20 protein-coding genes are annotated in these 15,896 nt (G+C 61.5%); 4 read left to right on the plus strand and 16 right to left on the minus strand.

Going from position 1 to position 15,896, the window contains the following annotated elements:
* Positions 1–487: 487 nt before the first annotated feature.
* The 10 genes from AC0V7N_RS29040 to rpoZ form a co-directional block, all read right to left on the minus strand.
* Positions 488–1,378 (minus strand): aminoglycoside phosphotransferase family protein, encoded by an 891-nt coding sequence (locus AC0V7N_RS29040; RefSeq protein WP_475451625.1) that lies wholly within the window; start codon positions 1,376–1,378, stop codon positions 488–490.
* Positions 1,379–2,311, minus strand: coding sequence for a GTPase Era (gene era / locus AC0V7N_RS29045; protein WP_475451626.1), 933 nt, complete (start codon positions 2,309–2,311; stop codon positions 1,379–1,381). It abuts the gene before it with no gap.
* Positions 2,296–3,009: a ribonuclease III gene (gene rnc / locus AC0V7N_RS29050; RefSeq protein ID WP_475451627.1), complete on the minus strand. Its 714-nt coding sequence runs from the start codon at positions 3,007–3,009 to the stop codon at positions 2,296–2,298. Before rnc ends, era begins: the two co-directional genes overlap by 16 nt.
* Positions 3,010–3,011: 2 nt before the next feature.
* Positions 3,012–3,761: a signal peptidase I gene (gene lepB, locus AC0V7N_RS29055; RefSeq protein WP_027045285.1), complete on the minus strand. Its 750-nt coding sequence runs from the start codon at positions 3,759–3,761 to the stop codon at positions 3,012–3,014.
* Between the two features lie 78 nt (positions 3,762–3,839).
* A complete protein-coding gene (gene acpS / locus AC0V7N_RS29060) occupies positions 3,840–4,253 on the minus strand; it encodes a holo-ACP synthase (RefSeq protein WP_475451628.1) in 414 nt (137 codons plus the stop codon).
* Positions 4,250–4,849 carry a DUF2062 domain-containing protein gene (locus tag AC0V7N_RS29065; protein ID WP_475451629.1) on the minus strand — a complete coding sequence of 200 codons (600 nt, stop codon included), beginning with the start codon at positions 4,847–4,849 and terminating at the stop codon, positions 4,250–4,252. Before AC0V7N_RS29065 ends, acpS begins: the two co-directional genes overlap by 4 nt.
* 263 nt (positions 4,850–5,112) lie before the next feature.
* Positions 5,113–5,514: a VOC family protein gene (locus AC0V7N_RS29070; protein WP_475451630.1), complete on the minus strand. Its 402-nt coding sequence runs from the start codon at positions 5,512–5,514 to the stop codon at positions 5,113–5,115.
* A 46-nt stretch (positions 5,515–5,560) separates the two neighbouring features.
* Positions 5,561–6,139 (minus strand): orotate phosphoribosyltransferase, encoded by a 579-nt coding sequence (gene pyrE, locus AC0V7N_RS29075; RefSeq protein ID WP_475451631.1) that lies wholly within the window; start codon positions 6,137–6,139, stop codon positions 5,561–5,563.
* A 30-nt stretch (positions 6,140–6,169) separates the two neighbouring features.
* Positions 6,170–8,398 carry a RelA/SpoT family protein gene (locus AC0V7N_RS29080; protein WP_172230677.1) on the minus strand — a complete coding sequence of 743 codons (2,229 nt, stop codon included), beginning with the start codon at positions 8,396–8,398 and terminating at the stop codon, positions 6,170–6,172.
* Between the two features lie 127 nt (positions 8,399–8,525).
* Positions 8,526–8,927: a DNA-directed RNA polymerase subunit omega gene (rpoZ, locus tag AC0V7N_RS29085; RefSeq protein WP_475451633.1), complete on the minus strand. Its 402-nt coding sequence runs from the start codon at positions 8,925–8,927 to the stop codon at positions 8,526–8,528.
* A gap of 326 nt (positions 8,928–9,253) precedes the next feature.
* Between rpoZ and AC0V7N_RS29090 the strand changes: the two genes are divergently transcribed.
* Both AC0V7N_RS29090 and AC0V7N_RS29095 read left to right on the plus strand, forming a co-directional pair.
* Positions 9,254–9,835 carry a LabA-like NYN domain-containing protein gene (locus tag AC0V7N_RS29090; protein WP_172230683.1) on the plus strand — a complete coding sequence of 194 codons (582 nt, stop codon included), beginning with the start codon at positions 9,254–9,256 and terminating at the stop codon, positions 9,833–9,835.
* 11 nt (positions 9,836–9,846) lie between these two features.
* Positions 9,847–10,503 carry a uracil-DNA glycosylase gene (locus AC0V7N_RS29095; RefSeq protein WP_475451634.1) on the plus strand — a complete coding sequence of 219 codons (657 nt, stop codon included), beginning with the start codon at positions 9,847–9,849 and terminating at the stop codon, positions 10,501–10,503.
* 21 nt (positions 10,504–10,524) lie between these two features.
* Here the strand turns inward: AC0V7N_RS29095 and AC0V7N_RS29100 are convergent, their stop codons facing one another.
* Entirely contained in the window at positions 10,525–11,538 is a 1,014-nt protein-coding gene (locus tag AC0V7N_RS29100) for a zinc-binding alcohol dehydrogenase family protein (RefSeq protein ID WP_475451636.1), read from the minus strand.
* 110 nt (positions 11,539–11,648) lie between these two features.
* Here AC0V7N_RS29100 and AC0V7N_RS29105 point away from each other — a divergent pair, with 110 nt between their 5' ends.
* On the plus strand, positions 11,649–12,011 hold the full coding sequence (locus AC0V7N_RS29105) for a winged helix-turn-helix transcriptional regulator (protein ID WP_027045275.1): 363 nt from the start codon (positions 11,649–11,651) through the stop codon (positions 12,009–12,011).
* A gap of 27 nt (positions 12,012–12,038) precedes the next feature.
* Here AC0V7N_RS29105 and AC0V7N_RS29110 read toward each other — a convergent pair whose 3' ends face one another.
* Both AC0V7N_RS29110 and AC0V7N_RS29115 read right to left on the minus strand, forming a co-directional pair.
* Positions 12,039–12,512 (minus strand): Lrp/AsnC family transcriptional regulator, encoded by a 474-nt coding sequence (locus AC0V7N_RS29110; RefSeq protein ID WP_475451637.1) that lies wholly within the window; start codon positions 12,510–12,512, stop codon positions 12,039–12,041.
* A 26-nt stretch (positions 12,513–12,538) separates the two neighbouring features.
* On the minus strand, positions 12,539–12,706 hold the full coding sequence (locus AC0V7N_RS29115) for a hypothetical protein (protein ID WP_496627442.1): 168 nt from the start codon (positions 12,704–12,706) through the stop codon (positions 12,539–12,541).
* Between AC0V7N_RS29115 and AC0V7N_RS29120 the strand changes: the two genes are divergently transcribed.
* Positions 12,705–13,544 carry an EamA family transporter gene (locus AC0V7N_RS29120; protein WP_496627443.1) on the plus strand — a complete coding sequence of 280 codons (840 nt, stop codon included), beginning with the start codon at positions 12,705–12,707 and terminating at the stop codon, positions 13,542–13,544. The genes AC0V7N_RS29115 and AC0V7N_RS29120 overlap by 2 nt on opposite strands.
* Positions 13,545–13,639: 95 nt before the next feature.
* Here the strand turns inward: AC0V7N_RS29120 and AC0V7N_RS29125 are convergent, their stop codons facing one another.
* The 3 genes from AC0V7N_RS29125 to dapA all read right to left on the minus strand — a co-directional run bounded on the left by AC0V7N_RS29125 (position 13,640) and on the right by dapA (position 15,825).
* Positions 13,640–14,350: a glycoside hydrolase family 25 protein gene (locus AC0V7N_RS29125; RefSeq protein ID WP_475451640.1), complete on the minus strand. Its 711-nt coding sequence runs from the start codon at positions 14,348–14,350 to the stop codon at positions 13,640–13,642.
* Positions 14,351–14,438: 88 nt separating this feature from the next.
* On the minus strand, positions 14,439–14,918 hold the full coding sequence (smpB, locus tag AC0V7N_RS29130) for an SsrA-binding protein SmpB (protein ID WP_224622928.1): 480 nt from the start codon (positions 14,916–14,918) through the stop codon (positions 14,439–14,441).
* A 25-nt stretch (positions 14,919–14,943) separates the two neighbouring features.
* Positions 14,944–15,825: a 4-hydroxy-tetrahydrodipicolinate synthase gene (gene dapA / locus AC0V7N_RS29135; RefSeq protein ID WP_496628033.1), complete on the minus strand. Its 882-nt coding sequence runs from the start codon at positions 15,823–15,825 to the stop codon at positions 14,944–14,946.
* Between the last annotated feature and the right edge of the window lie 71 nt (positions 15,826–15,896).

The following is a 15,896-nucleotide window of genomic DNA, read 5'->3' on the forward strand; positions in this document are numbered from 1 at the left end:
GGCGAACATACCCATCAATCTTCCGCGTTCAATGACGGTTTTGGAAATAAAGGCGATTCTGTGAACAGATTAATGCTGTGTTGCACAAATAACACTGGCCCATATGACGAATGGCACAATTGGCACAACGTCATATATTCAATATATATTCGGATAGTTTCTCGGCTAACTATGTGTCCTGCACGAGATATTTCCAATCATTAGCCTAAAAATGGCATTTTTTGGCTACTTGTCTTGAAAAGTAACTGTTACGTTTCGTTCAGCAGCTAGGCTGGCATCCTCCACCTGCGATGACGCAAAGGAACTCCAACGCCGCCTGCCAAGTCGGCCAAATCTCGCGAAGGCGACTCGAAACAGGCCGGCGCACGCTCCGGCGCTATCGATTGTGACAGCCACCGGCTCAACGTGAGCAGGTGCGGGACCGCTTTCTCAAGCCCAGCGCGACAAAAGCAGGCGAGTAACAAACAAGGGCGATCGCGGAATCACGTCAGGCTGAGTTCTCGTAATCGGCCAGCACTTCGCCGATCACCTGCCGAGACTTTTCGACTTCTGCCTGATCGTTCGTATGGCCAGCGACCGTGATCAGTGCCTTCCACAGCGCCCAGCCACGCCCGCGCGCCCAGGTCGCATCATCAACGGCAAGACCGGTGCGGAAAACCTCCCTGCTCTCACCCTCAAACAAGGTCCAGGCGATCACCATGTCGCAGGAGGGATCGCCGACGCCTGACGTGCCGAAGTCGATCACGGCGCTCAAGCGGCCGTCCTCGACGAGCAGATTTCCCGAGGCAACATCGCCATGGAACCAGACAGGTGGTCCCTGCCAGGTCGCGGCAAGGGCTGCTTCCCAAACGGCACTCGCCGCACTGGCATCGATGCGACTGCCGAGTGCGGTGATCGCTTGCCTTGTCTCGCCGTCATAGACGCTCAGCGGTCCGCCTCGAAAGAAGTTATGCTGGCCTGGCGACGGGCCGCCGTTCGGATCGATGCGTTTCAATGCAATCAGGAATCCGGCCAGATCCGCGGCGAATTTCGACAGATCGGCGATGTTCTCTCGCCTCGCGGTCTCGCCCTCGATCCAGCCATAGATGGACCAATGCCAGGGGTAACCGCCAGCCGGGACGCCCATCGCCAGCGGTACCGGGATGGGCAGAGGCAAAAGCGGCGCCAGCCGCGGCAGCCAGCGATGTTCCTTTTCCCCTTGCAGGGAATACGCGGCAGCGCTTGGCAGCCGCACGGTCATCCCGTCGCCGAGATGAAAGGTCCTGTTGTCCCATCCGCCTGATGCAACCGGCCTGACGGCAAGATCCCTCCACTGGGGGAATTGCGTGGCGACCAACCGGCGGACCAAAGCCGTATCGATGGTGAGCTTGCCGTCCATTTAATGCGGGAATTCGAGACCCATCTCGCGGTAGCGCTCGGGGTCGTCGCCCCAGTTCTCGCGCACTTTTACGAACAGAAACAGATGCACCTTCTGTTCGAGGATGCCTGCTATTTCCATGCGCGCTGCCTGGCCGATGGCGCGGATGGTTTCGCCCTTGTGGCCGAGCACGATCTTCTTCTGGCTGTCGCGCTCGACATAGATGGTCTGGTCGATGCGCACCGAGCCGTCCGGCTTCTCTTCCCATTTCTCGGTCTCGATATGCGAGGAATAGGGCAGTTCCTGATGCAGCCGCAGATACAGTTTTTCGCGCGTGATTTCGGCCGCCAGCTGGCGCATCGGCAGGTCCGAGATCTGGTCTTCCGGATAATACCACGGGCCGGCCGGCAGCGCCTGCGCCAGATAGTCGAGCAGGTCCTTGCAGCCGGAGCCGGTCAGCGCCGAGACCATGAAGGTGCGCTTGAACGGCACCTTTTCGTTCGCTGCCGCGGACAGGGCCAGAAGCGTCTCGTGCTTGACCCGGTCGACCTTGTTGAGGATCAGCACCATCGGCTGGCGCACGTCCTTCAATCGCTCCAGGATCGCGTCGGCATCGCCGCGGATGCCGCGCTCGGCGTCGATCAGTAGAAGCACGATATCTGCGTCCTTGGCGCCACCCCAGGCGGTGGTGACCATAGCCGTGTCGAGGCGCCGCTTGGGCTTGAAGATGCCCGGCGTGTCGACGAACACGATCTGCGCATTGTCATGCGTGGCGATGCCGCGCACGATGGCGCGTGTCGTCTGCACCTTGTGGGTGACGATCGACACCTTGGCGCCGACCAACTGGTTGACCAGCGTCGATTTGCCGGCATTGGGCGCGCCGATCAGCGCGACGAAGCCGGAATGGGTGGCAGGGGCTTCGGCAGTTTCAATATCCGTCATGCCACGCTCCATACACCTTCGCGCAACAGAAGGGCAGCCGCAGCCGCCTGCTCGGCCTCGCGCTTGGAACGGCCGCTGCCTGTCGCCGGCTGAAATGCACCAACCTTGACGCTGACGGTGAACAACGGATCGTGGTCCGGCCCCTCGCGGCTGTCGATCTGGTAGGCAGGAACGGCACTCGCCGCCTGATGCGCCCATTCCTGCAATTCGGTCTTGGCGTCACGGCGTGCCGCGCCCGAAGCCTGCGAACGTGGCTGCCAGTATTTGTGGATGAAAGCGCTCGCCGCCTCCAGCCCACCATCGAGATAGAGCACGGCGATCAGCGATTCCAAGGCGTCGGCGCGCAGATTGACGCGCTTGCGCCCCGCGAGCCCGCGCACATCCGATCCAGCGCGGATCAACTCCGGCAGCCCGATATCCTCGGCGATGTCCGAAAGCGCCTCGGCATTGACCAGTGCATTGAGCCGCAGAGACAACTCGCCTTCCGCCGCATCGGGAAACGCGGCCAGCAGCATGTCGGCAACAACCAGGCCGAGAACCCGGTCGCCGAGAAATTCGAAACGCTCATAATCGGTGCCGGCATTGGCGCTGCGGGCACTGGCATGGGTTAGCGCACGCTGCAGGCGCTGGCGGTCGGCAAAGGCATGGCCCGTGCGTTCCACAAGCGCTTCGGCGAGCGCATCGGCGGTCAGGCGTTTCGCCGCTGCCATCCCTAATTGACGAAGTGGAACAGGCGCGAAGCGCGCATCAGCGACGGCCATTTCCAGATTTCGAGCGGGCTTGCCTTGCCGGCAATCGAGAAGAAAACGAGATTGGCGCGGCCAACCAGGTTCTCCGCCGGAACGTAGCCGACCGTGAAACGGCTGTCGGCGGAATTGTCGCGGTTGTCGCCCATCATGAAATAATGGCCGGGCGGCACATCGAATTCACGCGTGTTGTCGCCGATCGAATTCGGATTGAGGTCAAGCGTGTCGTAGCTGACGCCGTTGGGCAGGGTTTCCCGGTAGACATCGATCGGCTGAGGCATTTCGGTGATGTCGGGATTGTCGATCTGGCCGGTCTTCACGCGTGGCACGCCGACGCCATTGATGAACAGCTGGCCGTTCTTCATCTGGATCTTGTCGCCAGGCAGGCCGACCACGCGCTTGATGTAGTCGACGGACGGATCCGGTGGGAACTTGAACACCACCACGTCGCCGCGCTTGGGCTCGGAGCCCCAGATGCGACCCGAGAAAATGTCAGGGCCGAAAGGCAGCGAATAGCGGGAGTAGCCGTAGGACCATTTGGTGACGAACAGATAGTCGCCTTCCAGAAGTGTCGGCCGCATCGATCCCGACGGGATCGAAAAGGGCTGGAACAACAGCGTGCGGATGACCAGGGCGAGCAAAAGCGCCTGGACGATGACGCTGACGGTTTCGCCAAGCCCGCCGGATTTCTTCTGAGATTTTTCAGCCACGCTCATGTCGTCCTCGATTGTGCGTTGGATGGTATAGAGTCTCGGCGCGCGCTGGGCAACGTCAATGCCGGTCGTCAGATGCAATCAATGTGGCGCTTCTTCGACGGGCAACGCCTCGATGATCACAAAGGCTTGAGCGAGGGGGAAATCATCCGTGATGGTGAGGTGGATCGCCGCCCGATGCCCTTTCGGCAGGATTTTTTGCAGCCGTACCAGTGCACCGCCGGTCAGTGCCATGGTTGGCGCGCCGCTGGGCAGGTTGACGACACCCATGTCGCGCCAGAACACGCCTTGCGCCAGACCGGTACCGAGCGCCTTGGCGCAAGCTTCCTTGGCGGCGAAGCGCTTGGCGTAGGAGGCGGCGCGGGCACGACGGTTCTCCGAACGCGCCTGTTCGATCTCGGTGTAGATCCTCTGGACGAAGCGCTGGCCGTGACGCTCCAGCGATTTCTCGATGCGCCTGATATCGATCAGATCGCTGCCGATGCCGATGATCATTGTGCGGCGGAACCAACGCTTCCGCCGGGATGAGACGATTGCGCGTGGCGCTGCGCGCGCTCGGCCAACCGCTTGCGCCTTTGCTCGCGAAAGACAGTCATGCCCCAGCGCGTGACACCGTAGAACAGGAGGCCGAACACCAGCCCGAGCGGCACCGCGCCGATCAGCATGGGCTCCAGCACGGGATGCCACAGTTTCGCGAAGGAAAGCGTGTGCAGCATCTCGCCCAGATGCGCCGGCGGACCATGCGCCGGCAGGCGATCGTGCAGGATGAGCTTGCCGGTTTCCCAGGATGCGCCCCACAGAATGGGAAAGGTCAGCGGATTGCCGAACAAAACAGCGCCGAGTGCCGCCGCCACCAGATTGCCGGCGATCACCCAGCACAGAACGGCGGCAATGATGAAATGGAAGCCCACGGGAAAGAACGAAGCGAAGACACCGGCCGCGACACCGGCGGCCACCGCATGCGGCGTGGCCTTCAGCCGCAGAATGCGCTTCGAGAAATACTGAAGCGAGCGCGAAAACGACCGGCGCGGCCACAGATAGGTGCGCACCCGCTCGAAAAGGCCATCAGGCTTGCGGCGACGAAAAAGCACTCTTGTCCTATTCCCGATAACTTACGGCTTACATGCCGACTGTTTCCAGCCGGACTTCGACCGCCACATCTTGCGCTTTACGGTCGCCCAAAGGCAATCGCCACTTTGATATAGCCATCTCGAACCCCCACAACAACCAAAGGCCAGCTGCTCAGCGACCGCACCGCCATAATTTTTGGTAAGGTTCCCTCTTCCAACACCGGACAATCACGGCGAATTTGAGAATGGCTTCGGCTTATTGTCGCAGCCGGATGCTTGAGACACTACCGCAAGTACTGGCTGACTTCGACAAGGTTGCCGTCCGGATCGCGAAAATAGACAGACATCATCTGACCCGGCGCCCCGATGCGTTCGACCGGTCCCAGTTCGAGCGCAACGTCATTGGCTTCGAGACGGGCACGGATTTCGTCGAGCGGCCGTTCGGTGATCAGGCAGAAATCGCCTGACCCTGGCGTCGGCACCTTCGCCTTCGGCTCGAAAGTGCGGCGGACTTCGTGGACATTGATCTTCTGGCTGCCAAAAGCCAGCGCCGTCGGTCGGCCCGGCGTATCGATGCGCTCAAAGCCCAGCACGCGCTGGTAAAAGGCGCAGGTCGCCTCGAGCGACGCCACCGTCAATACGAAATGATCGATGCCGACGATCATCGCCAATTTGCTTTCATGCATGTCGTCACTCCCAAAACCGCTGCACACTTTTGGGCGACATGCATGGTCAGATATTGCGGCTGCCGGGCTTGATCGCCGGCAGCGCGGCAAGCTCCGGCGGCAGCCGGTCCGGCGGATAGGCCGGAACCTCGTATTCGGCGAGCGCGATCAGCGGCACGCCGACATGGGTTTTGCCGGCCGAACGGTCGATGATGCAGGCGGCGGCCACCACCTCGGCGCCAAGCTCGCGCAGGCATTCGATGGTTTCGCGGATCGACAGGCCGGTGGTGACGATATCCTCGACGATGACGACACGGGCACCCCTGGCGATTTCGAAGCGGCGCAGGCGGAACTCGCCCCCTTCCCGCTCGACCCAGATCGCCGGCACGCCGAGATGGCGCGAGGTTTCGTAGGCCGGGATCAGACCGCCGATCGCCGGGCCGACGACATAGTCGATCTTGCCCGGCACCGCGGCGCGGATCTTCTCGGCCAGCGCCTTGCACAAGCGCTCGGTCTTATCGGCATGCATGAACACGCGGGCCTTCTGCAGGAAGACCGGGCTGCGCAGGCCCGACGTCAGGATGAAATGCCCCTCCAGAACAGCACCCGCCTCGCGGAAAATGCCCAGCACTTCATCGGTCTTCATTTGCGCCTATCCCCTCATAGATCAGCCGCGTCAGCCATTCACACGCCGTGCATCGCTGACGCTCGAATTGTCCTTGAGCTGCGACAGCAGCCGGTTGAGATGCTTCAGATCCCAGACTTCGAGATCGATCAGCATTTCGGTGAAGTCGGGTGCGGTGCGCACCATCGACAGCGTATGGATGTTGGCGTCGTTGGACGCAACGACCTGGGCGATATCGGCCAGCGATCCCGGCGCATTGATGGCGGTGACCGAGACACGCGCGGGAAAGCGTTCCTTGGTGCGTTCGTCAATGTCCCAGCGCACGTCGATCCAGCGCTCGGGCTGGTCGTCGAAGGCCTGCAGCGCCGGCGACTGGATCGGATAGATGGTGATGCCGGTGCCCGGCTGGACGATGCCGACGATGCGGTCGCCAGGCACTGCGCCTTCCGGCGCGAAGCGCACCGGCAAGTCGCCGCGCACGCCACGGATCGGCACTGCACCGTCGCGCGGCTGGTCCTTGTCCTTGCGGGCGGCGCGACCTGGAATCTGGAACAGCATGCCTGCAGCATTGCGGATCTTCGACCAGCCCTCCTCGCGCGGCTTGGGCGCTGCCGACGTGACACGCTCGTCCTTGTAGTCAGGGAAGACCGCCTTCATGACGTCGGTAGAGGCCAGTTCGCCACGGCCGACCGACGCCAGCACGTCCTCGATATCCTTGCGCGCCAGCCGGTGCAGCACCGGCTTCAGGCTTTCCTTGGTGAAGGTCTTGCCGGCCCGTTCGAAGGCGCGTTCCAGAATGCGCGCGCCAAGACCCGAATACTGCTTGCGGATGGCGTTCTTGGTGGCACGGCGGATGGCGGCGCGGGCTTTGCCGGTGACGACGACCGATTCCCACGCCGCCGGCGGCACCTGCGCCTTGGAGCGGATGATCTCGACCTCGTCGCCGTTTTTCAGTTCCGTCATCAGCGGCATGATGCGGCCATTGACCTTGGCGCCGACGCAGGTGTCGCCGACATCGGTGTGCACCGCATAGGCGAAATCGATGGGGGTGGCGCCACGCGGCAAGGCAATCAGCATGCCCTTCGGCGTGAAGCAGAACACCTGGTCCTGGAACAGTTCCAGCTTGGTGTTTTCGAGGAAATCCTCGGGATTGTCGCCTTCGGCGAGCTGCTCGATGGTGCGCCGCAGCCAGGCATAGGCGTTGGTCTCCTTCGAGATCGCATGGCCGGCACCGTTGGTCTTGCCGCCGGTGTCCTTGTAGATCGAGTGCGCCGCGACGCCGTATTCGGCGATCTTGTTCATCTCGCGGGTGCGGATCTGCAGTTCGACGCGCTGGCGCGACGGCCCGACGATGGTGGTGTGGATCGAGCGGTAGTCGTTCTGCTTCGGCGTCGAGATGTAGTCCTTGAAGCGGCCTGGCACCATCGACCATGTCGTGTGGATGGCGCCGAGCGCGCGATAGCAGTCTTCGACGCTGTCGACGACGACGCGGAAGCCGAAAATGTCGGACAGCTGCTCGAAGGACAGCGCCTTGGCCTCCATCTTGCGGAACACCGACCAGGGCTTTTTCTGCCGGCTCTTCACGCCGGCGTTGATGGCATGCTTTTCAAACAGCGCCGACAGCGCCTTTTCAATGTCGGTCAGCACGCCCTTGTTGCGTTCGAATATCTCGGCAAGCCGGGCGGTGACCGCGCGATAGGCTTCCGGATTGATGAAGCGGAAGGCGATCTCTTCCAGCTCCTCGCGCATGCCTTGCATGCCCATGCGCCCGGCCAGCGGCGCATAGATGTCCATCGTCTCCTCGGCAATGCGCAGGCGTTTGGCCTCGGGCATGTGGTCGAGGGTGCGCATGTTGTGCAAACGGTCGGCGAGCTTGACCAGCAGCACGCGGACATCTTCCGAGATCGCCAGCAGCAGCTTGCGCAGGTTCTCCGCCTGCTCGGCCTTCTTCGAGACGAGATCGAGCTTCTTCAGCTTGGTCAGGCCCTCGACCAGCTTACCCATTTCGGGGCCGAACAGATCGTCGATCTCGGCCCGCGTGGCCGTGGTGTCCTCGATGGTGTCGTGCAACAAAGCGACGGCGATCGTCGCCTCGTCCATGTGCATTTCGGTGAGGATGGCGGCGACTTCGAGCGGATGCGAGAAATAGGGGTCGCCCGAAGCGCGCTTCTGGTGGCCATGCTTTTGCATGGCATAGACATAGGCCTTGTTGAGCAACGCCTCGTTGACGTCAGGCTTGTAGCGCTGGACGCGCTCGACAAGCTCATACTGACGCATCATGGGCGGAATCTCGCGGTGCTGAAATGATTGATGCGCCGCACTAGCGTACGGCGCATCTCATAGATAGCCACGAAACTGACTGGACGGAAGTGCCGGAAACGTATTCAGGCAGGTCCAGAGCACTCGCTTAGTAGTCGTCGCTCTTTTCCGGGGGAACCAGACCCTCGATGCCGGCGAGCAGGTCTTCCTCGGTCATCCGATCGAACGTGACATTTTCCTCGGCATCATCGGTGTCGGCGGCCGCAACGGCGCCGCTGGTCTGGTCGGCGATCACCTCGCCATCGGCTTCGGGCTCATCGACCTCGACATGCTTCTGCAGCGAATGGATCAGATCTTCCTTGAGATCATCGGGCGACAGCGTCTCGTCGGCGATCTCGCGCAAGGCGATAACCGGGTTCTTGTCGTTGTCGCGAGGAACGGTGATCTGCGCGCCCTGGCTGATCTGGCGAGCACGGTGGCCGGCCAAAAGCACCAGCTCGAAGCGGTTGTCGACCTTGTCGATGCAATCTTCAACGGTTACGCGGGCCATGGACTGCCCCTTTCATGCCTGGATTTGATGGAAAACAGGCGCGGTCCATAACCCGAACGCCGTCAAAATACAAGCATCATGCCAAAGTCGGCGCTGCAGGGCACTCAATCGCGCGGTCAAACACCCGATTGAAGCGGAACGCCGTTGTGTCCATGGCGTTCGACGCCGCGATCACAATTGCTTGCATTGCCCCATCACGCCTTGGATTGCCACCAAACTGGCGTTATCTCGGATGGACAAGGTCAGCCGGTTTATTATGAGCCAGACCGATAGTCGCTACCGCATTTCGTTTAGACGGCCGCATTTTTCGAAAAGGAATATTTTCCATGTTCGACCCTCGTGAAAAAATCGCGCTGTTCATCGACGGCGCCAATCTCTACGCCACGTCGCGGGCGCTCGGCTTCGACATCGACTACCGCAAGCTGCTGTCGAGCTTCCAGAAGCGCGGCTATCTCTTGCGCGCCTATTATTACACGGCGCTGGTCGAGGATCAGGAATACTCCTCGATCCGCCCCCTGATCGACTGGCTCGACTACAACGGCTTCAAGGTGGTGACCAAGCCGGCCAAGGAATTCACCGACTCGACCGGCCGCCGCAAGATCAAGGGCAACATGGACATCGAACTCACCGTCGATGCGCTGGAACTCGCCGATGTCGTCGACCACTATGTCATCTTCTCCGGCGATGGCGACTTCCGCACGCTGGTCGAGGCGCTGCAGCGGCGTGGCCGCAAAGTGTCGATTGTCTCGACCATGGCCTCGCAGCCGCCGATGATTTCCGACGATCTGCGCCGCCAGGCCGACCATTTCATCGACCTGACGACGCTGAAGAGCGAAGTCGGCCGCGACCCCTCCGAACGGCCCGTGCGGCGGCCCGAACCGGCTGAAGTCGACGAGGACGACTACTGAGGGCGGTCGCCTTGACCGCGCTTTCCGCTTCCGAACCGAACCGCGACTGCCCGCTCTGCCCGCGGCTGCATGACTTCATCGCCGAGTGGCGGCAGCGCGAGCCGTCCTGGTTCAACGCGCCGGTGCCGACTTTTTTGCCACTCGAGGGCGATGAAGCCGTTCAGCTTTTGATCGTTGGACTGGCACCCGGCCTGCGCGGCGCAAATCGAACCGGGCGTCCCTTCACCGGCGACTATGCCGGCGATCTACTCTACTCAACGCTGATCGCACACGGCTTTGCGCGCGGTGAGTTCAAGGCGCGGCCAGATGACGGCCTGGAGCTTGTCGCCACGGCGATCACCAATGCGGTGCGCTGCGTGCCGCCAGAGAACAAGCCGGTCGGCGCCGAAATCTCCACCTGCCGGACATTCCTGGTACCGACGATCGCTCGCTTTCCCAATCTGCGCGCCGTGCTGGCGCTGGGGTCGATCGCGCACCAGTCGACGGTGCGCGCTCTGGGCGGGCGTGTCGCCGCCTACCCGTTCAAGCATGGCGGGCAATTGCCGGCCGGCGGCATCACGCTGTTTTCGAGCTACCACTGCTCGCGCTACAACACCAACACCGGCGTCTTGACGGAGGAGATGTTCGTCAATGTTTTTAGCCAGATAGAAGCTTTCCTGCAGAGTTAGATTCGGCTGGGCGACCCCGGATCAAAAGCCTTCGAGGACAATCTTGCCCTTGGCCTTGCCGGTCTCGATCAGGGCATGAGCGCGCTTCAGATTGGCGGCATTGATACGACCGAAGGTTTCGCCCAAAGTGGTGCGGATGGTGCCTTGATCGACAAGGCGTGACAGCTCGTTCAGATGCTCGCCCTGTGCGGCCATGTCCTGCGTCTCGAACAGCGAGCGGGTGAACATCAGTTCCCAATGCACCGAAACACTCTTGCGCTTGAACGGATTGATATCGAGCGTTTGAGGGTCGTCGATCAAGCCGAACCGGCCCTGCGGTGCGATCAATTCAGCGATCTCGGCGAGGTGCCGGTCGGTGTTGGTTGTCGAGAACACGAAGGCTGGTGCGCCGATGCCGAGGGCTGCGACTTCACTGCTGAGCGGCTTGGAATGGTCGATGACATGATGCGCGCCAAGCCCAAGCACCCAGTCGCGTGTTTCAGGCCTTGATGCGGTGGCGATCACCGTCAGATCGGTCAGTTGGCGGGCAAGCTGGACCGCAATCGAGCCGACGCCACCGGCGCCGCCGATGATCACGATGGCATTCGCGGCACCGACGACCTGCCTCTTCACGTCAAGGCGGTCGAACAGCGCCTCAAAGGCGGTGATCGCCGTCAGCGGCAGCGCCGCAGCCTGCGCATAATCGAGCGAGCCGGGCTTGCGGCCGACAAGACGCTCATCGACAAGGTGGAACTCGGCATTGGTGCCCTGCGGCGCGAGCGCACCGGAATAGAAGACATCGTCACCAGGCTTGAACAGGCTGGCATCCGGACCGGTCGCCGCGACCCGACCGGCGGCGTCCCAACCAAGCACCCGCCACGCTCCCGCTTCGGGCTTGGCACTTTTCCGGATTTTGGTGTCGACCGGATTGACCGAAATTGCCTTCACCTCGACCAGCAGTTGACGGCCTTTCGGCTCCGGCTTGGGCAGGTCGATATCGACAAGGGAGGCCTCATCGGTGATGGGAGCTGGGATTTGATAGCCGACGGCGCGCATTCTGGTCTCCGCGATTGCTGTTGAGCTTTGTCTGGGGCAGAGATGCGGATTATGTGCGCAAAGCGCAAGAATGCACATATAAAGCACATAGTGTCGAAAAGGATACCGTCATGCCGCGCATTCGCCATGAGCGTTTCGATTGCAGCCCAGGCTGTACCGTGGAGGGAACGCTCCGCTATATCGACGGAAAGTGGAAAGGCGTCGTGCTCTACCATTTGTTCGAGGGCACGCTGCGCTTCAACGAGATCCGCCGGCGCATTCCCAACTGCACGCAGCGCATGCTGACCAACCAGTTGCGCGAATTGGAAGCCGATGGGCTGATTGCCCGCAAGATCTATCCGGAAGTGCCGCCGAAGGTGGAATACAGCCTGACGCCGCGCGGCAGAAGCCTGGAGCCGGTGATCACAGCCTTGAAAGTGTGGGGCGATGCGAATGTGACGCTGGCGCCGCAGGTTTCGCAGGCAGCGGCTTGAAGCGGCGGCGGTAAGGACTGGCAGGGTTCACACCGGCAGCAGGGCATCGGGTTTCACGTCGCCGATCGACGCGTAGGTGTGTGTCTCCTTCACCCCCGGCAGTGGCAGGATCACACGCTTCAGAAAATCCTGATAATCGGCCATTTCGGCAATGCGCGCCTTCACCAGATAGTCGAAGCCGCCGACGACCATATGGCACTCCAGAACCTCGGGCGCCTTTGCCACCGCCTCGGCGAAACGGTCAAAGACATGCGGAGCCGTGTGATCCAGCCGCACCTCGATGAAGACAAGCGTGCCGCGACCAATCTTCGCCGGATTGAGCACGGCCCTGACAGCAGTGATGAACCCGTCGCGGAACAGGCGTTTCACGCGCTGGCTGGTGCCGGTCGGCGAGAGGCCGACGCGGGCTGCCAGATCGAGCGTGGTGCGGCGTCCATCTTCCTGCAGCAATCGCAGGAGACTGCGGTCGATGGCGTCGAGACCAGCTGATTCAGGATTCACTTTCTACCGCCCCGTTCGCGTGAATTTCACTCAATTTTCTTGAAAGAAGCATATTCAATCACGGCTTTACCAGCAATATCCTGTGCTTGCCGCGACGTTCGGGACAGTCCGGCGGCGATGTCGGTTACAGGCGGCTGGGACGTGGCAGAAAGCACAGGAAACGCAAAGCTGGCAATCATCGCCGGGCTGACCATGATCGGTATCTATGCGGTGCAATTCGTCGCCGCCCGCTTCAGCCTCAGAGACCATCTGACGGCGACCGACATGGCGACCCTGCGCTTTGCCGGTGCGGCTGCAGCCTTCCTGCCGATCGTCTGGCGAAGCGGCTTTTCGCGGATGAAGGCATTGGGCTGGCGGCGGGCACTGGTATTGGCGATGCTGGCCGGATTGCCTTATCCGCTGATCATCAATTGGGGACTCACCTATGCGCCTGCCGTCCATGGCGCAGCACTTTGCCCCGCCTCGATTGTGTTCTTCTCGTTCCTGCTATCGCTCTTTTTGGAGCGCGCCTCGCATCAACGCACTATCGGCGTCGCCACCATAATCGTCGGGCTGCTGTTGTTCATCGCGCCGGCACGCGGCGGCGGCAATGAAATTCTCCTCGGCGACCTGCTGTTCGTCGGATCGGGCCTCATGTTTTCCGTCTATGCAACGCTTGTGCGGCAATGGCGTGTCGATCCGGTCACGGCGACCGCGACCGTGGTGCTCCTGTCTTGCGTGCCGTTGCCCTTTCTCGCCCTCTTCGCACCAAGCGGTTTCCATGCCGCGGCAGGTGCCGAGATCGTCAGCCAGGTCGTTATCCAGGGCCTTCTTGCCGGTGCGGCCGCCATGTTCCTCTATACCTACATCGTCGGGCAACTCGGGTCGCAGGCGGCATCGCTGTTCATGCCGGGCGTACCGATCGCCACGGTGGCGGTCGGCATGGTCGTGCTCGGCGAAACACCCACTGCGATCCAATTCGCAGCGATAGCGATCATGGCCACAGGGATGGGCTTTTCAGTGATGGCAAGACGCGCGGCACAGCAGGCTTAATGCGGAGCCGACCGAACCATCAATGAGTTCAATGGCATAGCCAGATTTATGAAGAAACAGATTCGGGCCTGCGGTGTCCCAAACGATTCGACACCTCAATTCACCGACGCAAGCAGAGACGCCAATCTGTCCTGCCCGCCCCGAAGAACGTTCAGGTCTACGTCGCCCACAATGCCGTCCACGCGCCCCATGTTGTGGTACTGCCAATAGATCCAGTCGTGGCGGTCCGGTTCCACCAGCAGTGAGCGAAGCCAGAGCGGGCGAGCGACGATCTGCCCGGCATAGGCGGCCTCGGCCTCATCGGTCAGATAGACGATTGCCGTCTTGCCGAACGCCGCCTCGACGGGTCCGAGGAAAGCCTGGAGTTCGGCATTCAACTGTTCGGGCGACGGACGCTGCGGACAATTGCCGCCGAACTCGATATCGACGACCGGCGGCAGCAAGGGCTGATCGTGCGGCACGACCGAGATGAAATTCTTTGCCTGGTCGGCGCCCGGCCGGCAGAAGGTGAAGAAATGATAGGCGCCGACGGCAAGGCCAGCCGCACGCGCCTCACGCAGATTGGTGGCAAAGGCATCATCGACATGGTCGCCGCCCTCGGTCGCCTTGATCACGGCGAAGGCGACATCGTCGGCGGCAACGCGCCGCCAGTCGATCTGGCCCTGATGATGGGAAACGTCGATACCTCTAAGCGGATATTTGCCACGGTCGGGAGAATAGGTGTGGAAGTAGACGAAGCCGCCGGCGATGATGAGGCCCGCAACAACCACGCTGGCCACGCCCCAGAGAACAATCCGGTTTTTCAAGACCATCCCCCGGTTGTCGTCCTGACTGATGGGTTGAAACTTGAAAGCCAAATCGTTGGCTTTTCTGGGGCTATCGCCCGATGTTTCCTTACCCGCGCTCCTTGAGAAGCCGGCCCTTCTCGCGCGACCAGTCGCGCTGCTTTTCGGTCTCGCGCTTGTCGTGCAATTTCTTGCCTCGTCCGACGGCGAGCAGCAGCTTGGCGCGGCCCTGATCGTTGAAATAGATCTTTAGCGGCACCAGCGTCATGCCTTCACGGTCGACGCTTTGCGACAGTTTCGCCATCTCACGCTTGTTGAGCAGGAGTTTGCGACGCCGCCTGGGCTCGTGGTTGAAGCGGTTGGCTTGCAGATATTCCGGCAGATACGAATTGATCAGCCAGATCTCGCCGCCCTCGACCGAGGCGTAGCTGTCCTGGATGTTGGCCTGACCCTGACGCAGCGACTTGACCTCGGTGCCGGTCAGCACAAGGCCGGCCTCGACCGTGTCGAGCACCTCATAGGAAAACCGCGCCTTGCGGTTTTCCGCAACAGTCTTGTTGTTGGGATCGGCTTTTCTGACTTGATTCATGATGTGGAGAGGTGGCGCCTCATCCCTAATTAATCAAGCCGGCGTGCTTCAATGCCGCGTCAAGCTTTAACGCAGTCGACTCCTCGACCGTGACAAGCGGCGACCGAAGCACGTTCTCGACCTTGCCGAGCTTCCAAAGCGCATACTTTGCGCCGGAAACGCCGGGTTCGATAAAGATCGCCTTGTGCAATGGCAGCAGGCGGTCCTGCAACTCCAGCGCCTTGGCGCTGTCACCGGACAGGGTCGCCTCCTGAAACTCCGCGCAGAGCCGCGGCGCGACGTTCGAAGTCACCGAAATAGCGCCGACGCCGCCATGCGCGTTGAAGCCGAGTGCCGAAGCGTCCTCGCCGGAGAGCTGGATGAAATCCTTGCCACATGTCATCCGTTGCTCGGAGACACGCTCGACCTTGCCGGTGGCATCCTTGACGCCGACGATGTTCTTGAAGTCGTGCGCCAACCGGCCCATCGTCTCGGGCATCATGTCGATCACCGAGCGCGGCGGAATGTTGTAGATGATGATCGGCAGCTTGGTCGCCCTGGCGACAGCGGCGAAGTGCTCGTAGAGGCCGCGCTGCGTCGGCCTGTTGTAATAGGGTGTGACGACCAGGGCGGCATCCGCGCCGGCCTTCTCGGCATATTGTACAAGCCCGACCGCTTCTTCGGTATTGTTGGAGCCAGCACCGGCGACGACCGGGACGCGACCCTTGGCCACCTCGATGCAGACCTTGATGACATGGCGGTGCTCATCATGCGACAGCGTCGGCGACTCGCCGGTCGTGCCCACCGGAACCAGACCCGTCGTGCCTTCCCCTAGCTGCCATTCGACAAACGCGCGAAAGGCTTTCTCGTCGAAACGCCCGCTCTTTTCGAACGGTGTCACGAGCGCAGTAAGCGAGCCTCTCAGCATGTCGTCCAACTCCTTGGGACTTCTTTGTTTATGCATGTCGTTATTCCCAAAACCGGTATCCACTTTTGGGC

This window comes from Mesorhizobium kamtschaticum (genome assembly GCF_056174585.1).